The following is a 21,598-nucleotide window of genomic DNA, read 5'->3' on the forward strand; positions in this document are numbered from 1 at the left end:
ATCAGCGGCTTAATCTTCAGTGACTCCGGCGCAGAACCTCGCGCCTTTTTATTCACTGGCGATTCATTACAAAAACGGGAGCCCGCTCCATGGCTGAGATCCTTTCGCTGCACGACGCGGTGAAGCAATTCGTCAACGACGGCGATACCGTCGCGCTCGAAGGCTTCACTCACCTGATCCCTACGGCGGCGGGTCATGAAATCATTCGTCAGGGCAAGAAAGATCTGACCCTGGTGCGGATGACGCCTGACCTGATCTACGACCAACTGATCGGCGCCGGCTGTGCACGCAAGCTGATCTTCTCCTGGGGCGGCAACCCTGGCGTGGGTTCGCTGCACCGTCTGCGCGACGCGGTCGAGAAGCAATGGCCGCACGCGCTGGAAATCGAAGAACACAGCCACGCCGACCTGGCCAATGCCTACGTCGCCGGCGCCTCCGGCCTGCCGTTCGCGGTGTTGCGGGCCTACGCCGGTTCCGACCTGCCGAAGGTCAACCCGCTGATCAAATCCGTGACTTGCCCGTTCACCGGCGAAGTGCTGGCGGCGGTGCCGTCGGTGCGTCCGGACGTGACCGTGATCCACGCCCAGAAAGCCGACCGTCAGGGCAACGTGCTGCTGTGGGGCATTCTCGGTGTGCAGAAAGAAGCCGCACTGGCCGCCAAGCGTTGCATCGTCACCGTCGAAGAGATCGTCGACAACCTCAACGCCCCGATGAACGCCTGCGTGCTGCCGACCTGGGCCTTGAGCGCGGTCTGCCATGTACCCGGTGGCGCGCATCCGTCCTACGCCCACGGTTACACCGAGCGTGACAACCGCTTCTATCAGGCGTGGGATCCGATCGCCCGCGACCGTGAGACGTTTACCGCGTGGATCAACGAATACATCCATGGCTGCGCTGACTTCAGCGAGTTCCAGGCCAAGTTGGCCGCTGCTTCGGAGGCCAAGTAATGACTTACACCACCAATGAAATGATGACCGTCGCCGCAGCCCGTCGCCTGAAGAACGGCTCGGTGTGCTTCGTCGGCATCGGCCTGCCGTCGAAAGCCGCCAACCTGGCGCGCCTGACCTCGTCGCCGGACGTGGTGTTGATCTACGAATCCGGTCCGATTGGCGCCAAACCCAGCGTATTGCCACTGTCGATCGGTGACGGCGAACTGGCAGAAACCGCTGACACTGTCGTGCCGACCGGTGAGATTTTTCGCTACTGGCTGCAGGGCGGACGCATCGACGTCGGTTTCCTCGGCGCAGCCCAGGTCGACCGTTTCGGTAACATCAACACCACCGTGGTCGGCGACTATCACCAGCCGAAAGTACGCCTGCCGGGTGCCGGTGGTGCGCCGGAGATCGCCGGCTCCGCGAAAAGCGTGCTGATCATCCTTAAACAGTCGGTGCGTTCGTTTGTCGACAAGCTCGATTTCATCACCTCGGTCGGCCATGGCGAGGGCGGCGATTCGCGCAAACGTCTGGGCCTGCCGGGCGCCGGTCCGGTCGGGATCATTACCGACCTGTGCATCATGGAGCCGGAAGAGGGCACCCATGAATTCGTGGTTACCGCACTGCACCCGGGAGTGACCCGCGAGCAAGTGATCGCTGCCACCGGTTGGGCAATCCGTTTTGCCGACAACGTTGACACCACCGCCGAACCGACCGAAGTCGAGCTGACCGCTCTGCGCGATCTCGAAGCCCGCACCGCAGCGGCCCACGGCCAGGCACCGGGAGAAGCATGATGCGCGACGTTTATATCTGCGATGCGATTCGTACCCCCATCGGTCGTTTCGGTGGTGGTCTGTCGGCTGTTCGCGCCGACGACCTGGCCGCCGTGCCGATCAAGGCCCTGATGGAACGCAATCCGTCGGTGGACTGGAGCGCCATCGACGAAGTATTCCTCGGCTGCGCCAACCAGGCCGGCGAAGACAACCGTAACGTGGCGCGCATGGCGTTGTTGCTGGCGGGTCTGCCGGACAGCGTTCCGGGCGTCACCCTCAATCGCCTCTGCGCGTCGGGCATGGATGCCATCGGCACCGCGTTCCGCGCCATTGCCAGCGGTGAAATGGAGCTGGCGATTGCCGGCGGCGTCGAGTCGATGTCCCGCGCACCGTTCGTGATGGGCAAGGCTGATGCGGCGTTCTCGCGCAACATGAAGCTGGAGGACACCACCATCGGCTGGCGTTTCATCAACCCGTTGATGAAGGCCCAGTATGGCGTTGACGCGATGCCGCAGACCGCCGACAACGTCGCCGACGACTACGAAGTTTCCCGCGAGGATCAGGACGCTTTCGCCCTGCGCAGTCAGCAACGTACGGCCGCTGCCCAGGCTGCCGGCTACTTCGCCGAGGAAATCGTTGAAGTGCGGATCGCCCACAAGAAGGGCGAAACCGTGGTCAGCCAGGACGAACACCCCCGCGCCGACACCACGCTTGAAGCGCTGAGCAAACTGAAACCGGTCAACGGCCCGGACAAGACCGTCACCGCCGGCAACGCTTCGGGCGTCAACGACGGTGCCGCCGCGCTGATTCTGGCCTCGGCGGAAGCGGTGAAAAAACACGGTTTGACTGCCCGCGCCAAAGTGCTGGGCATGGCCAGCGCCGGGGTTGCGCCACGGGTGATGGGCATCGGCCCGGTGCCGGCGGTGCGCAAACTCACCGAACGCCTCGGCGTTGCGGTCAGCGATTTCGATGTGATCGAACTCAACGAAGCCTTCGCCAGCCAGGGTCTGGCGGTGCTGCGTGAACTGGGACTGGCGGACGACGCGGCCCAGGTCAACCCGAACGGTGGCGCGATTGCCTTGGGCCACCCGTTGGGCATGAGCGGCGCGCGGCTGGTGCTGACTGCGCTGCATCAGCTGGAAAAGACTGGTGGCAAGAAAGGTCTGGCGACCATGTGCGTCGGTGTCGGCCAGGGTCTGGCCCTGGCCATCGAACGCGTCTGACGCAAGCCGTGACGAAAAAGAACAGAGGAAAGCGAAATGACTGACAAGCCTGGTTACCGCCGCCCGCAGGAAGGCACCCAGCCGCCGTACCTGCACCCGACCTATCAATCCACCAATCTGCGCTCGCCGTCCAAGCCATTGGTGTTTCTGCCGCATTCGCTGTCGGAAATCACCGGGCCGACCATCGGTGCCGAGCGTGTGGCCGATACCGACAACGATTTGACCGCCCAGCATCAGGGTGAACCCCTCGGTGAGCGGATCATCATTCACGGGCGTGTGCTCGACGAAGACGGTCTGCCGGTCCCGGGAATTCTGGTGGAGATCTGGCAGGCCAACGCCGCCGGTCGCTACAACCATGCCCGTGACCTGCACGACGCGCCGCTGGACCCGAATTTCACCGGCACCGGCCGCACCGTGACCGACGCCGACGGCTGGTATCAGTTCCAGACCATCAAGCCCGGCGCCTATCCGTGGGGCAACCACCACAATGCCTGGCGTCCGGCCCATGTGCATTTCTCGCTGTTCGGGCCGAGCATCCTGACGCGCCTGGTCACGCAAATGTATTTCCCGGGCGACCCGCTGCTGGCCTACGACCCGATCTACAACTGCGTGCCGGACACCTCGGCCAAGGAACGCCTGATCGCCGCTTTCGATCTGGAAAAAACCATTCCGTCCTACGCCCTCGCTTATCGCTGGGACATTGTGCTGCGCGGCCGCGAAGCCACGCCGATGGAGAAATGAGATGACCCTGACTGCGACCACGTCCCACACCGTCGGGCCGTATTACCACATCGGCCTGACCTGGCTGAACCGTGAAAACCTCGCCAACGAACTGACCCTCGGCCAGCGCGTGGCGATCACCGGGCAAGTGGTGGACGGCAACGGCGATGTCGTCAACGACGCCATGCTCGAAGTCTGGCAGGCCAACGCCGCCGGCAAATATGACCACCCGGAAGACGAGCAGGCCAAGCCGCTCGATCCGAATTTCGAAGGCTTCGGCCGGGTGCCGGTGGATGCGGAAGGGCGCTTTCGTTTCACCACAATCAAGCCGGGCACGGTTGAAGGCCTGAAGGGCTCGACCCAGGCGCCGCACCTGGTGGTGCTGGTGTTTGCGCGCGGTCTGGTGAAGCACTTGCTGACGCGTATTTACTTCGAAGGCGATCCGGCGAACGTCAATGATCCGTTGCTCGAATGCGTACCGGCGGAGCGCCGCACCACGTTGCTGGCGAAGCCGGACGCGGCGGGTGTCTATCAGTGGAATGTGATTCTGCAGGGCACTGATGCGGAAACCGTGTTCTTCGATTACTAAAGTCATTACACATCCCCTGTGGGAGCGGGCTTGCTCGCGAAGAGGGTGTGTCAGTCGACAGTGATGTTGGCTGATCCAACGCCTTCGCGAGCAAGCCCGCTCCCACAGAGATTTGCGGCGCAGAGTGTCTGTGGAACGGGGCTGTTGCAAAGTGTGTCTAGACTCTCACTGTCCCTATCGAGTGAAAAACAATGACAACCCTCACCTCCCATTACACCGGTGAAGAGCGCAGCAAGCGCATCTTTGCCATTGTCGGCGCGTCGTCCGGCAACCTCGTCGAATGGTTCGACTTCTACGTCTACGCCTTCTGCGCGATCTATTTCGCCCCGGCGTTTTTCCCCTCCGACAACCCCACGGTGCAACTGGTCAACACGGCAGGCGTATTCGCCGCCGGGTTCCTGATGCGACCGATCGGCGGCTGGATCTTCGGCCGGGTCGCGGACAAGCACGGGCGCAAGAACTCGATGCTGATCTCGATCCTGATGATGTGCTTCGGTTCGTTGTTGATCGCCTGTCTGCCGACCTATAAAGACATCGGCGTCTGGGCGCCGCTGCTGCTGTTGTTCGCGCGTCTGCTGCAAGGTCTGTCGGTGGGCGGTGAATACGGCACCACCGCGACCTACATGAGCGAAGTCGCGCTCAAGGGCCAGCGCGGGTTCTTCGCCTCGTTCCAGTACGTGACCCTGATCGGCGGGCAACTGCTGGCGGTGCTGCTGGTGGTGATCCTGCAACAGTTCCTTTCCGAAGAGGAGTTGCGTGCCTACGGCTGGCGGATTCCGTTCGTGGTCGGTGCGGCCGCCGCGCTGATTTCGCTGTTCCTGCGCCGTTCGCTGAAAGAAACCACCAGCAAGGAAATGCGCGAGAACAAGGACGCCGGCAGCATCCGCGCACTGTTCCGCGATCACAAGGCTGCGTTCATCACCGTGCTCGGCTATACCGCCGGCGGCTCGCTGATTTTCTACACTTTCACCACGTACATGCAGAAGTACCTGGTGAACACCGCCGGCATGCACGCCAAGACCGCCAGCTACATCATGACCGGCGCGCTGTTCCTGTACATGTGCATGCAGCCGCTGTTCGGCATGCTCGCCGACAAGATCGGCCGGCGTAACTCGATGCTCTGGTTCGGTGGCCTCGGCACGTTGTTCACGGTGCCGATCCTGCTCAGCCTGAAAAGTGTCGGCAGCCCGTTCCTGGCTTTCGTGCTGATCACCGTGGCGCTGGCGATCGTCAGTTTCTACACCTCGATCAGCGGTCTGGTGAAAGCCGAGATGTTCCCGCCGGAAGTCCGCGCCCTCGGCGTCGGCCTGGCCTACGCGGTAGCGAATGCGATCTTTGGTGGTTCGGCAGAATACGTGGCCCTGAGCCTCAAGGCTGGCGGCATGGAAAACGCGTTCTACTGGTATGTCACGATCATGATGGCCGTGGCGTTCCTGTTCAGCCTGCGCCTGCCCAAAGAAGCGAAGTATTTGCACCACGACCTTTAAACCGATGCGCGCGGGCCACACCGGCCCGCGCCGGCAAGGACTGTTTATGACTCAGCGACCGGGCAATCAATTGTTCGATGCCTACTTTACTGCCCGCGATATGCGCGACGTGTTCTGCGATCAGGGCCGGGTGCAGGCGATGCTCGACTTCGAAGCGGCACTGGCCCGGGCCGAAGCGCGTGTCGGGTTGATTCCGGCGGACGCCGTCGAGTCGATCGAAAACGCCTGCCGCGCCGGACTGTTCGATTTCGCAGCGCTGGGCGAGGCGATTGCCACCGCCGGCAATTCGGCGATTCCGCTGGTCAAGGCATTGGGCAAACAGATTGCCGCGACCGATGCCGAAGCCGAGCGCTATGTACATCTGGGCGCCACCAGTCAGGACGTGATGGATTCCGGTCTGGTGCTGCAATTGCGTCAGGCGCTGGAATTGATTGAAAGGGAGCTGGCGCAACTGGCCGACGCTCTCGCCATTCAGGCGCAGCGCCACGCCGCGACGCCACTGGCCGGGCGCACCTGGCTGCAACATGCGACGCCGGTGACGCTCGGCATGAAGATCGCCGGTTGGCTCGGTGCGATCACGCGCAGCCGTCAGCGTCTGCGCGAGCTCAAACCGCGACTGCTGGTGCTGCAATTCGGCGGCGCGTCCGGCACCCTCGCGGCACTCGGCGAACAGGCGTTGCCGATCGCCCAGGCGCTGGCCGAAGAACTGCACCTGACCCTGCCGGAACAACCGTGGCACACCCAGCGTGATCGCATCGTCGAGTTCGGCGCGCTGCTCGGTCTGATCGCCGGCAGCCTCGGCAAGTTCGGCCGCGACATCAGCCTGTTGATGCAGACCGAAGCGGCGGAAGTGTTCGAACCGTCGGCGCCGGGCAAGGGCGGTTCCTCGACCATGCCGCACAAACGCAATCCGGTGGGCGCGGCGGTGCTGATCGGCGCCGCCACCCGCGTGCCGGGGCTGGTGTCGACGCTGTTCAGCGCCATGCCGCAGGAACACGAACGCAGCCTCGGTCTGTGGCACGCCGAATGGGAAACCCTGCCGGACATCTGCTGCCTGGTGTCGGGCGCGCTGCAACAGGCGCGGCTGCTGGCCGACGGTCTGGAGGTCGATGCCGCGCGCATGGCCCGTAACCTGGAACTGACTCAAGGTCTGGTGCTGGCCGAAGCGGTGAGCATCGTGCTCGCGCAACGGGTCGGCCGCGACACCGCGCATCATCTGCTCGAGCAATGCTGCAAACGGGCGGTGGCCGAACAGCGTCATCTGCGAGCGGTCCTCGGTGACGAACCGCAGGTGACCGCCGAACTGAGCGCAACCGAACTGGATCATCTGCTCGATCCCGCCCATTACCTCGGTCAGGCGCAAGTCTGGGTCGAGCGGGCAGTGGCCGAACACAACGCATTGTCTGACTGAAAGGAGAGGGCTGTGGCTTTCGTTCAACTCGCCGATGGCGAACTGCATTACTCATTGGAAGGCCCGGTCGATGCACCGGTGCTGGTGCTGTCGAACTCGCTGGGCACCGACCTGCACATGTGGGACGTGCAGATGCCGGCCTTCACCGAACATTTTCGCGTGCTGCGTTTTGATACGCGTGGGCACGGCCAGTCGCTGGTGACGCCGGGCCCTTACAGCATCGAGCAACTGGGCCGCGACGTAGTGGCGCTGCTGGATGCGCTGCACATTGAACGCGCGCATTTCTGCGGTCTGTCGATGGGCGGCCTGATCGGCCAGTGGCTGGGGATCAACGCCGGCCAGCGGCTGAACAAACTGATCGTCTGCAACACGGCGGCGAAAATCGGCGATCCGTCGGTGTGGAATCCGCGCATCGAAACCGTGCTGCGTGACGGCCCGGCGGCGATGGTCGCGTTGCGTGATGCATCGATTGCCCGCTGGTTCACTCCGGACTTTTCTGCCGCCCATCCGGCAGCAGCGAAGCAGATTACCGACATGCTGGCCGCGACCAATCCTGAAGGTTACGCCGCCAACTGTGCAGCGGTGCGCGATGCGGATTTCCGTGAGCAGTTGTCGTCGATCAAGGCGCCGCTGCTGGTGATTGCCGGTACCGAAGATGCGGTGACGCCACCGTCCGGCGGGCATTTCATTCAGGAACATGTGCGTGGCGCCGAGTACGCCGAGTTTTATGCGGCGCACCTTTCCAACGTTCAGGCTGGCGACGCGTTCAGCGATCGCGTGCTGACCTTTTTGCTGGCCGATTGAGGGGATTTCCGTGGACGAGAAACAACGTTACGACGACGGCATGCAAGTGCGCCGCGCGGTGCTCGGCGACGCCCACGTCGATCGCAGCCTGACCACGCTGACCGAGTTCAACTCGGAATTCCAGGAGATGATCACCCGTCACGCCTGGGGCGACATCTGGACCCGCCCGGGCCTGCCGCGCCACACCCGCAGCCTGATCACCATCGCCATGCTGATCGGCATGAACCGCGAGGGTGAACTCAAGTTGCACCTGCGGGCGGCGGCCAACAATGGCGTGAGCCGCGGCGAGATCAAGGAAGTGATCATGCAGAGCGCGATCTACTGCGGGATTCCGGCGGCGAATGCGACGTTTCATCTGGCTGAATCGGTGTGGGATGAGCTGGGTACCGAATCTCGCGATTAATCGCCGAATTCGAGGGGTCGCAGCCTGTTGAAGGCTGCGATCCTTTGAACTTCATACCTTGGCAACAATGAAAGTCCGTTTGAACGCAAACAACGTATGGCCATTTTCCTCCTGCGGATAATGCGCATGCACCCGCCTCAGGTAGTGATAAATGAAGCGCGCCTGTTCCTCCGACGTCAGCCCCTGCATCACCGGCCGCAGCGCCGACACCTTCACCCAGTCATAAACCGGCGACTTGCCGTCGACCACCTGCAACTGCTCGGTTTCCCAGATATCCAGTGATTGGGTCAGCGGGGCCAGCAGCCGGTAGTAATCCTCCAGTGACAACAACGGCCGCGCGGCCATGCGCTGGCGCAATTGCGCAGTGCCGATGGGGCGGCCGCAGGGTCCGGCATCGTTGAGGGTGTCGAGCATCAGCTGATACCACAGCGCATCACGCCAGTCCGGCATATGCGCGGCGAGGCAGCCGCCGGGGTTTATGTGGCCGAGCAGACGGGGCAGCAGTTGCTCATGGTCGTCGATAAAGTGCAGCACGGCTGCGGCCAGCAGCAGGTCGGCCGATTGCTCGGGTTGCCAGTCGAGCAGGTTGCAGTGCTGCCACGACGCCTTGATCGGCAGGCTGCGGGCCTGATCGAGCATCTGTGCCGAACTGTCGATGCCCCGCAACTGCGCACGCGGCCAGCGTTCGGCCAACAGTTGCGTGGCAATGCCGGTGCCGCAACCGAGGTCATAAATGAGTTTCGGATCGTTCAGTTCGACGCGGCCGAGCAATTCAACGACCGGTTGTTGCCTGAGACGGGAAAACTGCTGGTACGCCTTGGCGTCCCAGTCGGAGCAGGGCTTGCCCGGCGTTTCGAGTTTTACGCTCATGAGGTGATCCTCTCTGGCGAGTTAAAGTTGTCTTCCGATGACGTTGAGCGCTTTCAGGACAACGGCTACTCCTTTGCGTGTATCGCTGTCGTTCAACAGTTTGAGCAGTGCAACGACGCTTGGTGGCTGGTGGTGCGCCGCGACTTCAGCCTTCGCCAGACGCAGAGCATTGGCCATCTCCCAACTGCAGGCTGCCGCCTGTTCGACCAGCAAGGACAGCTTCTCCACCATGGCTTCATCCAACAGGTCGACCAGATCCGACAGCAGGGACAGCAGGTCGACAATGTTTTCCAGCCGTCCACCGTCGATCAACGGTTGCAGTCTGGCCATCAGGGCGGTGTAGCCGGGTGTGGCCGACAGGGCTTCAGACTCATTCATCAGCAATCACTCCTCCCTGTGCAGGGTCAAAGCATTCCACGGGCCACCGCCCAGTACAGACCGCGATTGAAGCTGTTGCGCAGCAGGCCGCCGAGTTTGGTCGGTGGCGTCGGCAGTACATCGCTCCGATAGTTGTACCAAAGCGGCATTCCGGCATTCAGGCCCATTTGCGCAACGGCCTGAACGCGACCGTCATAGGCACTGATGGGGTGCCCCAGACGGATTTCGGCGGCGATGTTGTTGGCGATCACCGGCGCCTGGTTATGGCAGGCACCACCGGCCTTGCTCACCGGCAGGTCAACGGTGTCGCCGATCACATAGACCCCCTCATGGCCATAGACCTGCAGCGTTTCGTGGTTGGTCGGCAGCCAGCCTTCGTTGTTTGGCGCTTGAGAAATACCGGCTTCCAGCACGGCATCCACGGCACGGATCGGCGGGGTTGCCATCAGGATGTCGAACGGTTCGTCCGCGCCTTCATGGGAGTAGGCGATATTTGTGTCGGGATCGACCTGGCTCAGAGTGAAACCGCGCCGATACTGGATGCCCGCTTTGTCGAAAATGCCCGGCAGGATCTCTCCGGTCGGGCGTTGCAGGAACAGACAGTTGCGCAACAGCTGGGCGGTAGTCGGGTAGGTGTAGATGATCTCCACGTTCTTGCGAACACCACGACGGCACAGAAAATCATGCAGCATGAGTGTCGTTTCTACCGGAGCAATACCGCATTGGTGCGGCACATTGGGAGTCTGCGGAAAAGACACGGTAATGAAAATCCGACCTTTTTCAATCGTGCTCAGACGCTGCGCCAGTTGGCGCGCCGGTTCGTATTGATAGAAGTGGTCGCCAGCCTCTTTCAAACCCTCGATGCGTTCCGGAGCGGGCACACAACCGGTGGCGATGACCAGAAAGTCGTAGGCAAAAAACTTGCCGCTATGGGTTTTGAGGTGTTGGTTGTTGAAGTCGAACCGTATGACCTTTTCAACCTGAAAGTCGATTTCAGGTCGCAACAACGAGCGTTCCGGGCGTTTGAGTTCTTCTTTGAAGAACAGGTTGAACGCCACGTACATGAACGCAGGTTTGTAGTAATGATCGGGGGATTCCGACAGGAGAGTGATCGAGACTTCGCCACGCAGGAGTTCGGGATACAGTTTGCCGACCAGTTGATTGGCCAGCATGGTTCCGCCTACGCCGCCACCGACGATCACTATTCGCTTTTTCATACCTGACCTCCATGGTCAAGGTGTGCTTCGCGTACGGCATCCGGAGATAACGGAAGGTAAATGACTCCTACTGCAGGCTGGAGAATAAAAAGTACCGCTTAAATGTAACCGGGTCTTGGTGGCTTGCCAGACTCAAATGACCAGCGGTCAAAGACGGCGCTCGCCGGGAGCGCCGTTTTCACAGTCACAGCAAACTGATCGGATAGCTGACAATCAGGCGGTTCTCGTCGAACTCGTTGTTGCTGAAGTCGCGGCGCATGGTCGAGTTGCGCCATCTGACGTTCAGGTTCTTCAGCGCGCCGCTCTGCACGGTGTAGCCCAGTTCCGATTCGCGGCCCCATTCCTTGCCGTCGGTGATGGTGCCGGTGTGCACGTTGTCGCCGCTGATGTAACGGTTCATCAGGGTCAGGCCGGGGATGCCCAGGGCAACGAAGTTGTAGTCGTGGCGGACCTGCCAGGAGCGTTCCTGCGCGTTGTCGTAGCTGGCGTTGTAGCTGTCGTTGGCCAGGGTGCCGCCGCTGGTGCCGTTGACGCGCATCCAGGCGCTGTCGCCGGTGAGTTTCTGCAGGCCGACGTAGAAGGTGTGGCCACCGTATTTTGCCGAGAACATCCCCGACCAGGTCTTGTTGTCGAGCTCGCCGGCGCGGGCGCTGCCGTCGTCCTTGCCGTAGAAGAAACCGAGGTTGGCGCCCAACGTCCAGTCGCCGAGCGGCTGGCTGTGGATCAGGTTGACGTATTGCTGGCTGTAAATGTCCTTGAGTTCAGCGTTCCACAGGCCGATCTGGGTGCGCTTGTCGTTGAACACGTATTCGCCACCCTGAAAGTTGAAGCGGTCGGAGGTGAACGCGGCTTTGCCGGTCATCGACATGTCGCTCATGCTGCTGTCGTCACGCGGGCTGTTGGCGCGGAACTGGCCGCCGTAAAGGGTCAGGCCATCGATTTCCTTCGAGGTGATCTGGCCACCGCGAAAGGTCTGCGGCAGCGAGCGGCCGTCGTCCGAGCGCAGGATCGGCAACACCGGCATCCACTCGCCGACCTTCACTTCGGTTTGCGACAGTTTGGCTTTGAACGCGACGTTGGTGCGGCCGAAGTTGTCCGCCGGGCGTCCGTCATGATCCAGCGGCAACAATTGCGTGCCGCCGGTGCCTTTGCCGCCATCGAGCTTCACCGAGTACAACCCCAGCACATCCAGACCGAACCCGACGGTGCCCTGGGTGAAGCCTGATTTGGCGTCGAGGATGAAGTTCTGCGTCCACTCTTCAGCCTTGCCCTGAGCCTTGGTCGGGTTGGTGAAGTTGCGGTTGATGTAGAAGTTGCGCAGGTTCAGGTTGACCTTGGCCCCGTCGATAAAACCGGCTTCTTCAGCCGCAGCGGGCAGCGCGATGCCGGCCAGGGCGAGGGCGATCAGACCGGGAAGTGCGTAGGGCGCAGGGGAGGTTGTCATGGGCTCGGGTCTCTCTTGTTTTTTTGGGGCAAACGGGGGCGCTGCGACCGTTTTTCAAGGCGCAGACATACGATGGATTCAGAGGCGAAGCGGCGGCGATCAGCCGGGAGGAGCAGGGCGCGGGAGCATGGTGTCGAACCTGTTGTTATTGGTTTTGTGGCTCGAATGGTGCGGGGCGCGGGCGAGGCGATTCAATCGGCGAAAGTGGAATTTGGGCGATTATCGAACGCAAGATTTGCGGGCAACAAAAAGCCCACCAAACGGTAGGCTTCTTGTATTCAGCAGATGATCAGAACAACTTCATCTTCGGCGCTTCTTCTTTGAGCGGCTCGTTCTGCGCGGTCTGCGCATTCCAGCCACCGCCCAGGGCCTTGTACAGGTTGACCGCACTGGTCAGCTGCGCGAGGCGGTCGGTGATCAGCGATTGTTGCGCGCTGAACAGCTGACGCTGGGCATCGAGGAAGGTCAGGTTGCTGTCGACGCCAATGCGATAGCGACGCTCGGCCAGGCGGTAGTAGTCCTGGTTGGCCTGAACGAAATCACGCTGGGCCTGCAACTGCTCGGTGTAGGTCTGGCGCGCGGCCAGGCCGTCGGCGACTTCCTGGAAGGCCGTTTGAATGGACTTCTCGTAGTTCGCCACGCCAATGTCCTTCTGGATCTTGGCGTAGTCGAGGCTGGCGCGCAGGCTGCCGGCGTTGAAGATCGGCAGGTTGATCTGCGGCTGGAACAGCCACGTGCCCGAACCGCCCTTGAACAGACCGGACAGGTCCGGGCTCAGGCTGCCCGCGTTGGCGGTCAGGCTGATGCTCGGGAAGAACGCTGCACGGGCCGCGCCGATGTTGGCGTTGGCGGCCTTCAGGTTGTACTCGGCCTGAAGGATGTCCGGACGACGTTGCAGCAGATCCGACGGCAGACCGGCCGGTACGTCGGCCAGCAGGTCATCCGACAGCGGCTTGGCCGCTTGCAGGTTGGCCGGGATGCCGGTGCCGAGCAGCAGGGTCAGGCTGTTTTCGTCCTGGGCCACCTGGCGGGTGTAACGCGCCAGTTGTGCCCGGGCGTTCTCGACCGAGGTACGCGACTGCGCCAGGTCCAGCGCCGAGGCCACACCGACTTCATTGCTGCGGCTGGTCAGTTTGTAGCTTTCCTCGAAGGCACCGAGGGTGTCCTGGGTCAGCTTCAGCAGTTCCTTGTCGGCCTGCCAGGTCAGGTAGGCGTTGGCCACGCTGGCCACCAGGCTGATCTGGGTGCTGCGGCGCGCTTCTTCGGTGGCGAAGTATTGTTGCAGCGCTTGTTCGCTCAGGCTGCGAACCCGACCGAACAGGTCGAGTTCGTAGGCGCTGATGCCGACGGTAGCGGAGTAGGAACTGCTGATGGCCGCTTCACCGGTCTGCGACGCACGGGCCGGAACCCGCTGACGACTGCCGCTGGCATTGGCCGACACGGCCGGGAACAGATCGGCGCGCTGGATGCGGTATTGAGCCGCGTAGGCGTCGATGTTCAGCGCCGCGACACGCAGGTCGCGGTTGTTTTCCAGGGCCACCTGGATCAGCTGCTGCAGGGCCGGGTCATGGAAAAACTGCTTCCAGCCCTGCTCGGCAGCGGCCTGCGCCGGTGCCTGGGCCGGCGAGTACGCCGGGCCCTGCGGGTATTGGCCCGCCACCGGTGCTTGCGGCTGCTGATAATCCGGTATCAGCGAGCAACCGCTCAGCACGAAGGCGGCGACTGCGATGGAGAGTAGCGACTTGCTCATTGGCCAGCCTCTTTAGGAGTTTCTATGGCGTCATCCTTGCCGGCGTTTTTGCGCTGACCCATGGACGACACAGTGACGAAGAACAGTGGAACCCAGAATATCGCCAGAACGGTGGCAGTGATCATACCGCCAATCACCACGGTGCCGATTGCGTGCTGGCTGCCCGAACCTGCCCCGGTGGAAATTGCCAGAGGCACCACGCCGAGGATGAACGCCAGGGACGTCATGATGATCGGACGCAGACGCATGCGGCAAGCCTCGATGGCGGCATCGCGCAGACTGCTGCCCTGTTCGTGCAGTTCCTTGGCGAATTCGACGATCAGAATGGCGTTTTTCGCCGCCAGACCAATGGTCGTCAACAGACCCACCAGGAAGTACACGTCGTTGGACAGACCGCGCAGACTGGTCGCCAGCAATGCCCCGATGATCCCCAGCGGTACGACGAGCACGACGGCGATCGGAATCGACCAGCTCTCGTAGAGAGCCGCCAGACACAGGAACACCATCAATAGCGACAGCGCGAACAGTGCCGGCGCCTGCGAACCTGCCAGACGCTCTTCATAGGACAGACCGGTCCAGGAAATACCGACACCCTTCGGCAGTTTGGCAGCAATCGCCTCGACCTCGGCCATGGCTTCACCGGTGGAATAGCCAGGCGCCGGGGCACCGAGAATCTCGACTGCTTCCACGCCGTTGTAACGCGACAGTTTTGGCGAGCCGTAGATCCACTCCCCCTTGGCGAATGCGGAGAACGGAACCATGGTGCCGCTGGCGTTACGCACATACCATTTCTTGAGGTCTTCCGGGCTCATGCGCGAGTCCGGCTGGCCCTGTACGTACACCTTCTTCACCCGACCACGGTCGATGAAGTCGTTGACGTAGCTACTGCCCAGCGCAATCGACAGGGTGTTGTTGATGTCGGAGATGGTGATGCCCAGAGCACTGGCTTTCTCGTCGTCGATTTCCAACTGGAACTGTGGTTCGTCGTTCAGACCGTTCGGACGCACCTGCGACAGCACTTTGCTTTGCGCGGCCATGCCCAGGAACTGGTTACGCGCGGCCATCAGTTGCTCGTGACCGATACCGGCACGGTCCTGCAGGAACACGTCGAAACCGGTGGCGTTACCCAACTCCAGTACGGCCGGCGGGGCGAAGGCGAACACCATTGCATCGCGGAAGGTAAAGAAGTGCTGCTGGGCGCGGGCGGCGAGTTTAAACACGCTGTTGTCGGCGTTCCGCTCGTGCCACGGCTTGAGCATGATGAACGCCATGCCCGAGCTCTGGCCACGGCCGGCGAAGTTGAAGCCGGTCACGGTGAACACCGACGCTACGGCGTCGCCTTCACCGCCATCCTTGGTCGGACGCAGCAGGAACTCACGCATTTCATCCACGACCACTTGAGTGCGCTGGGCACTCGAACCGGCCGGGGTCTGCACCTGGGCGAACAGTACGCCCTGGTCTTCTTCCGGCAGGAAGGACGATGGAATACGCAGGAACAGCCAGATCATGCCGACGAAGATGATCAGGTAAGCCAGCAGGTACGGGGCCTTGTGGCGCAGGATGTTGCCGACGCCGCGCTCGTAGCTTTTGACGCTGCGGTCGAAACCACGGTTGAACCAGCCGAAGAAGCCTTTTTTCGGGGTGCCGTGTTCGCCGTGTGGAATCGCCTTGAGCATGGTGGCGCACAGCGCCGGGGTGAAGATCAGCGCGACCAGTACCGACAGCGCCATGGCCGACACGATGGTGATCGAGAACTGCTTGTAGATCACACCGGTGGAGCCGCCAAAGAATGCCATCGGTAGCAATACCGCCGACAGTACCAGGGCGATACCGACCAGGGCGCCCTGGATCTGGCCCATGGATTTCTTGGTCGCTTCCTTCGGTGACAAGCCTTCTTCGCTCATCACCCGCTCGACGTTTTCCACCACAACGATGGCGTCGTCTACCAGCAAACCGATGGCCAGCACCATGCCGAACATGGTCAGGGTGTTGATGCTGAAGCCGGCCGCCGCGAGGATGCCGAACGTGCCGAGCAATACCACCGGCACGGTCATCGTGGTGATGACGGTGGCGCGGAAGTTCTGCAGGAACAGGAACATCACCAGGAACACCAGTACGATCGCTTCGACCAGGGTTTCAACCACACCCTTGATCGACTCGGTCACCACCGGGGTGGTGTCGTACGGGAACACCACTTCCATGCCTTGCGGGAAGAACGGCTTGAGGTCGTCAATCGTCTTGCGCAGTGCCTTGGCGGTGTCGAGGGCGTTGGCGCCGTTGGCCAGTTTCACCGCCAGACCGGACGCCGGGCTGCCGTTGAACTGGGCGCTGATCGCATAGTTCTCGCCACCCAGGCCGACGTCGGCGACGTCTTTCAGGCGAACCTGCGAGCCGTCTTTGTTGACCTTGAGCAGAATTTCTTTGAACTGCTCGGCGGTCTGCAGACGGGTCTTGCCGATGATCGTGGCGTTCAGCTGCTGGCCCTGCACGGCAGGCAAGCCGCCGAGCTGACCGGACGAAACCTGGACGTTCTGCGCCGCAATCGCGGTTTTCACGTCGACCGGGGTCAGGTTGAAGTTGTTCAACTTGGCCGGGTCGAGCCAGATGCGCATCGCGTACTGGGCACCGAAGACCTGGAAGTCACCGACACCGGCGGTCCGGGAGATCGGGTCCTGCATGTTCGACACGATGTAGTTGGACAGGTCGTCCTTGGTCATGCTGCCGTCACGCGACACCACGCCGATCACCAGCAGGAAGTTCTTCACTGCCTTGGTCACGCGGATACCCTGTTGCTGCACTTCCTGCGGCAGCAGCGGGGTGGCCAGGTTCAGCTTGTTCTGGACCTGGACCTGCGCGGTGTCGGAGTTGGTGCCTTGCTCGAAGGTCGCGGTGATGGTCATGCTGCCGTCGGAGTTACTTTCCGAGGACACATAACGCAGGTTGTCGATACCGTTGAGCTGCTGCTCGATCACTTGCACCACGGTGTCCTGAACCGTCTGTGCCGAAGCACCCGGGTAGGTCACGGAGATGGCAATGGCCGGTGGCGCAATACTCGGGTACTGGTTGATTGGCAGTTTCAGGATCGAAAGTGCCCCGACCAGCATGATCACCAAGGCAATTACCCAGGCGAAAATCGGACGGTCGATGAAAAATTTTGACATGGATTACTCCCCTTTGCCGCCGGCGGCTTTGTCAGCTGCCTGAGCGGGGGCCGGGTTCTTCTTGCCGACGTTGGTCGCTTCGGTCGGTTTGACCTCAACACCCGGTTTGACGAATTGCAGCCCTTCGGTGATCAGACGATCTCCGGCCTTCAGGCCGTCTTCGATCAGCCACTGGCTGCCGACGGTGCGGCTGGCCTTGAGCTGACGCAGCTCGACCTTGTTGTCCGGACCGACGACCAGCGCAGTCGGGGTGCCCTTGAGGTCGCGGGTCACGCCTTGCTGCGGCGCGAGGATCGCGGCGCTGTTCACACCGGCCTGCAACTGCGCGTGGACGAACATGCCCGGCAACAGAGTGTGATCCGGGTTCGGGAACACGGCGCGCAGGGTCACGGAACCGGTGGTCTGGTCGACCGACACTTCGGAGAATTCCAGCTTACCGTCGAGCTTGTACTGGCTGCCGTCTTCGAGGGTCAGCTTGACGGCAGCGGCGTTGTCGCCGGCCTTCTGCAGACGACCGCTTTCCAGTTCGCGACGCAATTCCAGCAACTCGACCGAGGACTGGGTAACATCGACGTAGATCGGGTCCAGTTGCTGGATCACGGCCATCGCGTCGGTCTGGCCGCTGCTGACCAGCGCGCCTTCGGTCACCGAAGAACGGCCGATGCGACCGGAGATCGGTGCGTAGACCTTGGTGTAACGCACGTTGATCTGCGCGCTTTGCAACGACGCTTCCGATTGCAGGCGGTTGGCCACGGCGGTGTCGTATTCCTGACGGCTGACGGCCTGCTCGTCGACCAGTTGCTTGTAGCGGTCGGAGATCGACTTGGTCGAACGCAGGTTGGCTTCGGCGCTTTTCAGGGTCGCTTCATAAACCGACGGATCGATCTGATACAGCTGCTGGCCGGCTTTGACATCGCCGCCTTCCTTGAACAGACGCTTGAGAATGATGCCGTTGACCTGCGGACGAACTTCGGCGATGCGGAATGCACTGGTGCGGCCCGGCAGTTCGGAAGTCAGAGTAAAGGCTTGTGGTTGCAGGGTGACGACGCCGACCTGAGGAGGTGGTGCGGCGGGAGCCGCCTCTTCCTTTTTACATCCGCTGAGCAGCGATGCCAGGGCGACGGCAGTGACCAGAGCGGTAACAGCTGGCTTGAATTGCATGAAGATCCTCGGGTCAGGCGCGCGAAAAGCGCACAAGAAGTGTGGAAGGGTAAAAAAGGGTTATCGGGTGGATAAGTAGCTTGCTAATGAATATACTTACGTTCATGGTTGTTTGTAAACACCTTGGCGTCGTATCCATCCTGTTACAAAAGTCGTCGCAAGGTCTGAAATTGTAGGCCGGGGAGCCGATCCGCGAGAGATCGACCCTTTTTTATTCAGCGGATATTCAGCCATCCCTGAAACATCCTGTTTGAGGTTTTACTGCCATGGTCCGTCGTACCAAAGAGGAAGCTCAGGAAACGCGCAGCCAGATTCTCGAAGCGGCCGAGAAAGCCTTCTATGAGCGGGGCGTGGCGCGCACGACATTGTCGGATATCGCGACCCTGGCCGGGGTGACGCGCGGTGCCATCTACTGGCACTTCAGCAACAAGGCCGATCTGTTGCAAGCCATGCTCGATACTCTGCATGAGCCGTTGGACGAACTGGCCAAGGCCAGCGAAAGCGAGGACGAACCCGATCCACTGGGCTGCATGCGCCAATTGCTGATTCATTTGTTTCATAAAGTTGCACTGGATCCGAAGACCCGGCGTATCAACGAAATTTTGTTTCATAAGTGCGAGTTCACCGATGAAATGTGCGATCTGCGTCAGCAGCGCCGGACCGCCAGCCTCGATTGCAATGTGCGGATCGCGCTGACACTGAGTAACGCGGTCAATCGTGGGCAGTTGCCGGCGGACCTCGACACCGCCCGGGCAGCCATCAGCATTCACGCCTATATCGACGGCCTCCTTTATGGATGGCTCCTGGCGCCGGACGCCTTCGATCTGTACGCCGAGGCGGAGCGTTGGGTCGATACGGGGCTGGACATGCTGCGCTGGAGCCCCAGCCTGCGCAAATGAAACAAAATTCGTTATTGGTCCGTGGGCGTCAACCGTGATGTTGAAAATGAACGGTGCTTCACGCACGCTGCGGTAATGGGCTGCTTTTATATACGCACGTTCACTTGATTGACAGATTGCTAGCTCAGTATTTTGTAGGGATTTTGTGTCTGGAATGTGAGAGAGGGTAAGTGCCAGACAATCAATCCTGACGTGATCCCCTATTGGAGCTGCGTCAGACCTACGATAAACAAAAAGCCCCGACTCTTTCGAGTCCAGGGCTTTTTTCGTGTTTCTGTAATTGACGAATACTGTCGGGTAGTCGATGTGGCCGACCGTGGAGCATCCTTGAGTGCATACCGCTTTACGATCAAAGGAATCTTTTTACTTGAATGGTTGCGAATTATGTAATCTCAGTTCCCGACAGCCCAATAATTGGTTATACGGGCGGCGGTCGTACTTAACCTAAGTTGATCACTATGGCATAGCTATAAGGGCGAGCGGGCTGTTGCCGGGTTATATGAGATTCGCAGGTGAGTGGTTTTTTGCCAATAGAACGAACGTTATGTTCGCGTTTGGGGATTATTTTCGTGTCAAAGGCGAACGGTTCATAGGGGGCCGTTAACTTTACTGAGGTTGTGAAATGAAAGGCCTGTTTTTCACCGGAGTAAGTAAACGCATGTCCGACGGGGGTGGATCTGCGCCGTTTCGCCCCACCAGAAATCGCTGGAGGCGTGCTGCGTAGTATGAACTGCATGTATTTCCACGGGTGGATGACCAGATCCTCTCCTTGGAATCCACTGGTATCCCAGCTGCATTGGGTGAGTGAAAATTTTTCCGAGGTTCCGTTGTAGATATTGATCAGAATACTGTTATTGCCTTCGTGTTTAATCGTATTCCAGGTTTTTTCTTCGTGTTGTTGAGCTTTTTTGATAACGGTTTTAAATTCATCTTCGGGTTTTGAGTGGTTAGTGGTCTTGGTGGGTTCGTCGTCGGTGATGCTGGAAAGCACAGTACCTAAAATACCAGCGGCGACTGGATTAATTAAATAGGTTGAGCTTGATAAAATGGAGTTTAGAGTAGTGTTTTCGAATGTTTTGATTTGAGTTTCTTCATGATTGTTTTCGTCTTTTGAAGCGGTGTTGTTTGTTGTGTCATTCATGACGGTTTCTCTTTTTGTTTAGTTGGAGGGTGCGAAAATAACAGTACCAAGGTCGATGTGCATGCGAGCTATGTAATGGTTTATTTCGCAAGTAGTCGCCCCCCCTGACAAACAAAAAGCCCCGGCTCTTACGAGTCCGGGGCTTTTGAATTGCAAGGCGTAGTGATTACAACGTTGGGTAGTCGATGTAGCCGACCGGGCCCTTGCCGTAGAACAGCTCTGGCCGCGGTTCGTTCAGCGGCGCATCGTCCTTCAGACGGGCCGGCAGGTCCGGGTTGGCAATGAACGGGATGCCGAATGCCACGGCGTTAGCCTTGCCCTCGGCCAGCCAGGCGTTGGCGCTGTCCTTGGTGAAGCGCTCGTTGGCGATGTACGCGCCGCCGAAGGCTTCTTTCAGTTGTGGGCCGAGGCTGTCGGCGCCTTCTTTCTCGCGGGAGCAGATGAAGGCGATGCCACGCTTGCCCAGTTCGCGAGCGACGTAGGTGAAGGTCTCGGCCAGGTTGTCGTCGCCCATGTCATGGGAGTCGGCGCGCGGTGCCAGGTGTACGCCAACACGACCGGCGCCCCAGACTTCGATCGCAGCATCGGTCACTTCCAGCAGCAGGCGGGCACGGTTTTCCAGGGAGCCGCCGTAGATATCGGTGCGCTGGTTGGTGCTGCTTTGCAGGAACTGGTCGAGCAGGTAACCGTTGGCTCCGTGGATTTCCACGCCGTCGAAACCGGCCGCCTTGGCGTTTTCCGCACCGACGCGGTAAGCGTCGACGATGTCGGCGATTTCAGCGGTTTCCAGTGCACGCGGGGTTGGATAGTCGGCCAGCGGGCGAACCAGGCTGACATGGCCTTTAGGCTGGATGGCGCTCGGTGCAACCGGCGCTTCGCCGTTCAGGTACGACGGGTGGGAAACCCGGCCGACGTGCCACAGTTGCAGGACGATCTTGCCGCCGGCGGCGTGAACGGCCTTGGTCACGTTGGTCCAGCCGCGCACCTGGTCGTTGGACCAGATGCCCGGGGTGTCCGGGTAGCCGACGCCCATCGGGGTCACCGACGTGGCTTCGCTGAGGATCAGGCCGGCCGAGGCGCGTTGTACGTAGTACTCGGCCATCAGCGCGTTGGGTACGCGGCCTTCGTCGGCGCGGCAGCGGGTCAGCGGGGCCATGATGATGCGGTTGGACAGCTCGAGGTCGCCCAGTTTGATCGGATCGAAAATTGTTGCCATGAGATACAACCCTCGTGAG

At 60.8% G+C, this 21,598-nt stretch carries 19 protein-coding genes; 10 read left to right on the forward strand and 9 right to left on the reverse strand.

The window, feature by feature from the left end; all coding sequences use genetic code 11:
• Positions 1-89: 89 nt before the first annotated feature.
• The 9 genes from PDR5_RS06450 to pcaC all read left to right on the forward strand — a co-directional run bounded on the left by PDR5_RS06450 (position 90) and on the right by pcaC (position 8,342).
• The gene (locus tag PDR5_RS06450) at positions 90-947 is read left to right on the forward strand and encodes a CoA transferase subunit A (protein ID WP_003222404.1); all 858 of its coding nucleotides are present in this window, start codon (positions 90-92) and stop codon (positions 945-947) included.
• Entirely contained in the window at positions 947-1,726 is a 780-nt protein-coding gene (locus tag PDR5_RS06455; protein ID WP_064593975.1) for a CoA-transferase subunit beta, read from the forward strand. Before PDR5_RS06450 ends, PDR5_RS06455 begins: the two co-directional genes overlap by 1 nt.
• Entirely contained in the window at positions 1,723-2,928 is a 1,206-nt protein-coding gene (pcaF, locus tag PDR5_RS06460) for a 3-oxoadipyl-CoA thiolase (RefSeq protein ID WP_172829472.1), read from the forward strand. The genes PDR5_RS06455 and pcaF overlap by 4 nt, the downstream gene beginning before the upstream one ends.
• A 36-nt stretch (positions 2,929-2,964) precedes the next feature.
• On the forward strand, positions 2,965-3,669 hold the full coding sequence (pcaH, locus tag PDR5_RS06465; RefSeq protein WP_011332820.1) for a protocatechuate 3,4-dioxygenase subunit beta: 705 nt from the start codon (positions 2,965-2,967) through the stop codon (positions 3,667-3,669).
• Position 3,670: 1 nt separating this feature from the next.
• The gene (gene pcaG, locus PDR5_RS06470) at positions 3,671-4,237 is read left to right on the forward strand and encodes a protocatechuate 3,4-dioxygenase subunit alpha (protein ID WP_064593979.1); all 567 of its coding nucleotides are present in this window, start codon (positions 3,671-3,673) and stop codon (positions 4,235-4,237) included.
• Positions 4,238-4,428: 191 nt separating this feature from the next.
• Positions 4,429-5,724 (forward strand): MFS family transporter, encoded by a 1,296-nt coding sequence (locus PDR5_RS06475; protein WP_039771430.1) that lies wholly within the window; start codon positions 4,429-4,431, stop codon positions 5,722-5,724.
• Positions 5,725-5,770: 46 nt separating this feature from the next.
• The gene (locus PDR5_RS06480; RefSeq protein WP_064600705.1) at positions 5,771-7,135 is read left to right on the forward strand and encodes a 3-carboxy-cis,cis-muconate cycloisomerase; all 1,365 of its coding nucleotides are present in this window, start codon (positions 5,771-5,773) and stop codon (positions 7,133-7,135) included.
• A gap of 12 nt (positions 7,136-7,147) precedes the next feature.
• Positions 7,148-7,939 (forward strand): 3-oxoadipate enol-lactonase, encoded by a 792-nt coding sequence (pcaD, locus tag PDR5_RS06485; RefSeq protein WP_064593981.1) that lies wholly within the window; start codon positions 7,148-7,150, stop codon positions 7,937-7,939.
• 10 nt (positions 7,940-7,949) lie between these two features.
• The gene (pcaC, locus tag PDR5_RS06490; protein WP_064593983.1) at positions 7,950-8,342 is read left to right on the forward strand and encodes a 4-carboxymuconolactone decarboxylase; all 393 of its coding nucleotides are present in this window, start codon (positions 7,950-7,952) and stop codon (positions 8,340-8,342) included.
• A gap of 51 nt (positions 8,343-8,393) precedes the next feature.
• Here pcaC and PDR5_RS06495 read toward each other — a convergent pair whose 3' ends face one another.
• The 7 genes from PDR5_RS06495 to emhA all read right to left on the reverse strand — a co-directional run bounded on the left by PDR5_RS06495 (position 8,394) and on the right by emhA (position 18,323).
• The gene (locus PDR5_RS06495; RefSeq protein WP_064593985.1) at positions 8,394-9,212 is read right to left on the reverse strand and encodes a methyltransferase domain-containing protein; all 819 of its coding nucleotides are present in this window, start codon (positions 9,210-9,212) and stop codon (positions 8,394-8,396) included.
• A gap of 21 nt (positions 9,213-9,233) precedes the next feature.
• On the reverse strand, positions 9,234-9,590 hold the full coding sequence (locus tag PDR5_RS06500; protein WP_082934366.1) for a DUF1641 domain-containing protein: 357 nt from the start codon (positions 9,588-9,590) through the stop codon (positions 9,234-9,236).
• 26 nt (positions 9,591-9,616) lie between these two features.
• Positions 9,617-10,807 carry an NAD(P)/FAD-dependent oxidoreductase gene (locus PDR5_RS06505; protein ID WP_064593987.1) on the reverse strand — a complete coding sequence of 397 codons (1,191 nt, stop codon included), beginning with the start codon at positions 10,805-10,807 and terminating at the stop codon, positions 9,617-9,619.
• A 184-nt stretch (positions 10,808-10,991) separates the two neighbouring features.
• A complete protein-coding gene (locus PDR5_RS06510) occupies positions 10,992-12,251 on the reverse strand; it encodes an OprD family porin (RefSeq protein ID WP_064593989.1) in 1,260 nt (419 codons plus the stop codon).
• A gap of 289 nt (positions 12,252-12,540) precedes the next feature.
• Positions 12,541-14,001, reverse strand: coding sequence for an efflux RND transporter outer membrane subunit EmhC (emhC, locus tag PDR5_RS06515; protein ID WP_064593991.1), 1,461 nt, complete (start codon positions 13,999-14,001; stop codon positions 12,541-12,543).
• Entirely contained in the window at positions 13,998-17,162 is a 3,165-nt protein-coding gene (gene emhB, locus PDR5_RS06520; RefSeq protein WP_064593993.1) for an efflux RND transporter permease subunit EmhB, read from the reverse strand. The genes emhC and emhB overlap by 4 nt, the downstream gene beginning before the upstream one ends.
• A 3-nt stretch (positions 17,163-17,165) precedes the next feature.
• Positions 17,166-18,323 carry an efflux RND transporter periplasmic adaptor subunit EmhA gene (emhA, locus tag PDR5_RS06525; protein ID WP_039771445.1) on the reverse strand — a complete coding sequence of 386 codons (1,158 nt, stop codon included), beginning with the start codon at positions 18,321-18,323 and terminating at the stop codon, positions 17,166-17,168.
• Positions 18,324-18,589: 266 nt separating this feature from the next.
• Here emhA and PDR5_RS06530 point away from each other — a divergent pair, with 266 nt between their 5' ends.
• Entirely contained in the window at positions 18,590-19,222 is a 633-nt protein-coding gene (locus tag PDR5_RS06530; RefSeq protein WP_064593995.1) for a TetR family transcriptional regulator, read from the forward strand.
• A 439-nt stretch (positions 19,223-19,661) separates the two neighbouring features.
• Here PDR5_RS06530 and PDR5_RS06535 read toward each other — a convergent pair whose 3' ends face one another.
• Both PDR5_RS06535 and PDR5_RS06540 read right to left on the reverse strand, forming a co-directional pair.
• Positions 19,662-20,363, reverse strand: coding sequence for a hypothetical protein (locus PDR5_RS06535; protein ID WP_064593996.1), 702 nt, complete (start codon positions 20,361-20,363; stop codon positions 19,662-19,664).
• A 166-nt stretch (positions 20,364-20,529) separates the two neighbouring features.
• Positions 20,530-21,579 carry an alkene reductase gene (locus tag PDR5_RS06540; RefSeq protein WP_064593998.1) on the reverse strand — a complete coding sequence of 350 codons (1,050 nt, stop codon included), beginning with the start codon at positions 21,577-21,579 and terminating at the stop codon, positions 20,530-20,532.
• Positions 21,580-21,598: the final 19 nt, after the last annotated feature.

The organism is Pseudomonas sp. DR 5-09, assembly GCF_001655595.1.
GTDB lineage: Bacteria > Pseudomonadota > Gammaproteobacteria > Pseudomonadales > Pseudomonadaceae > Aquipseudomonas > Aquipseudomonas pharyngis.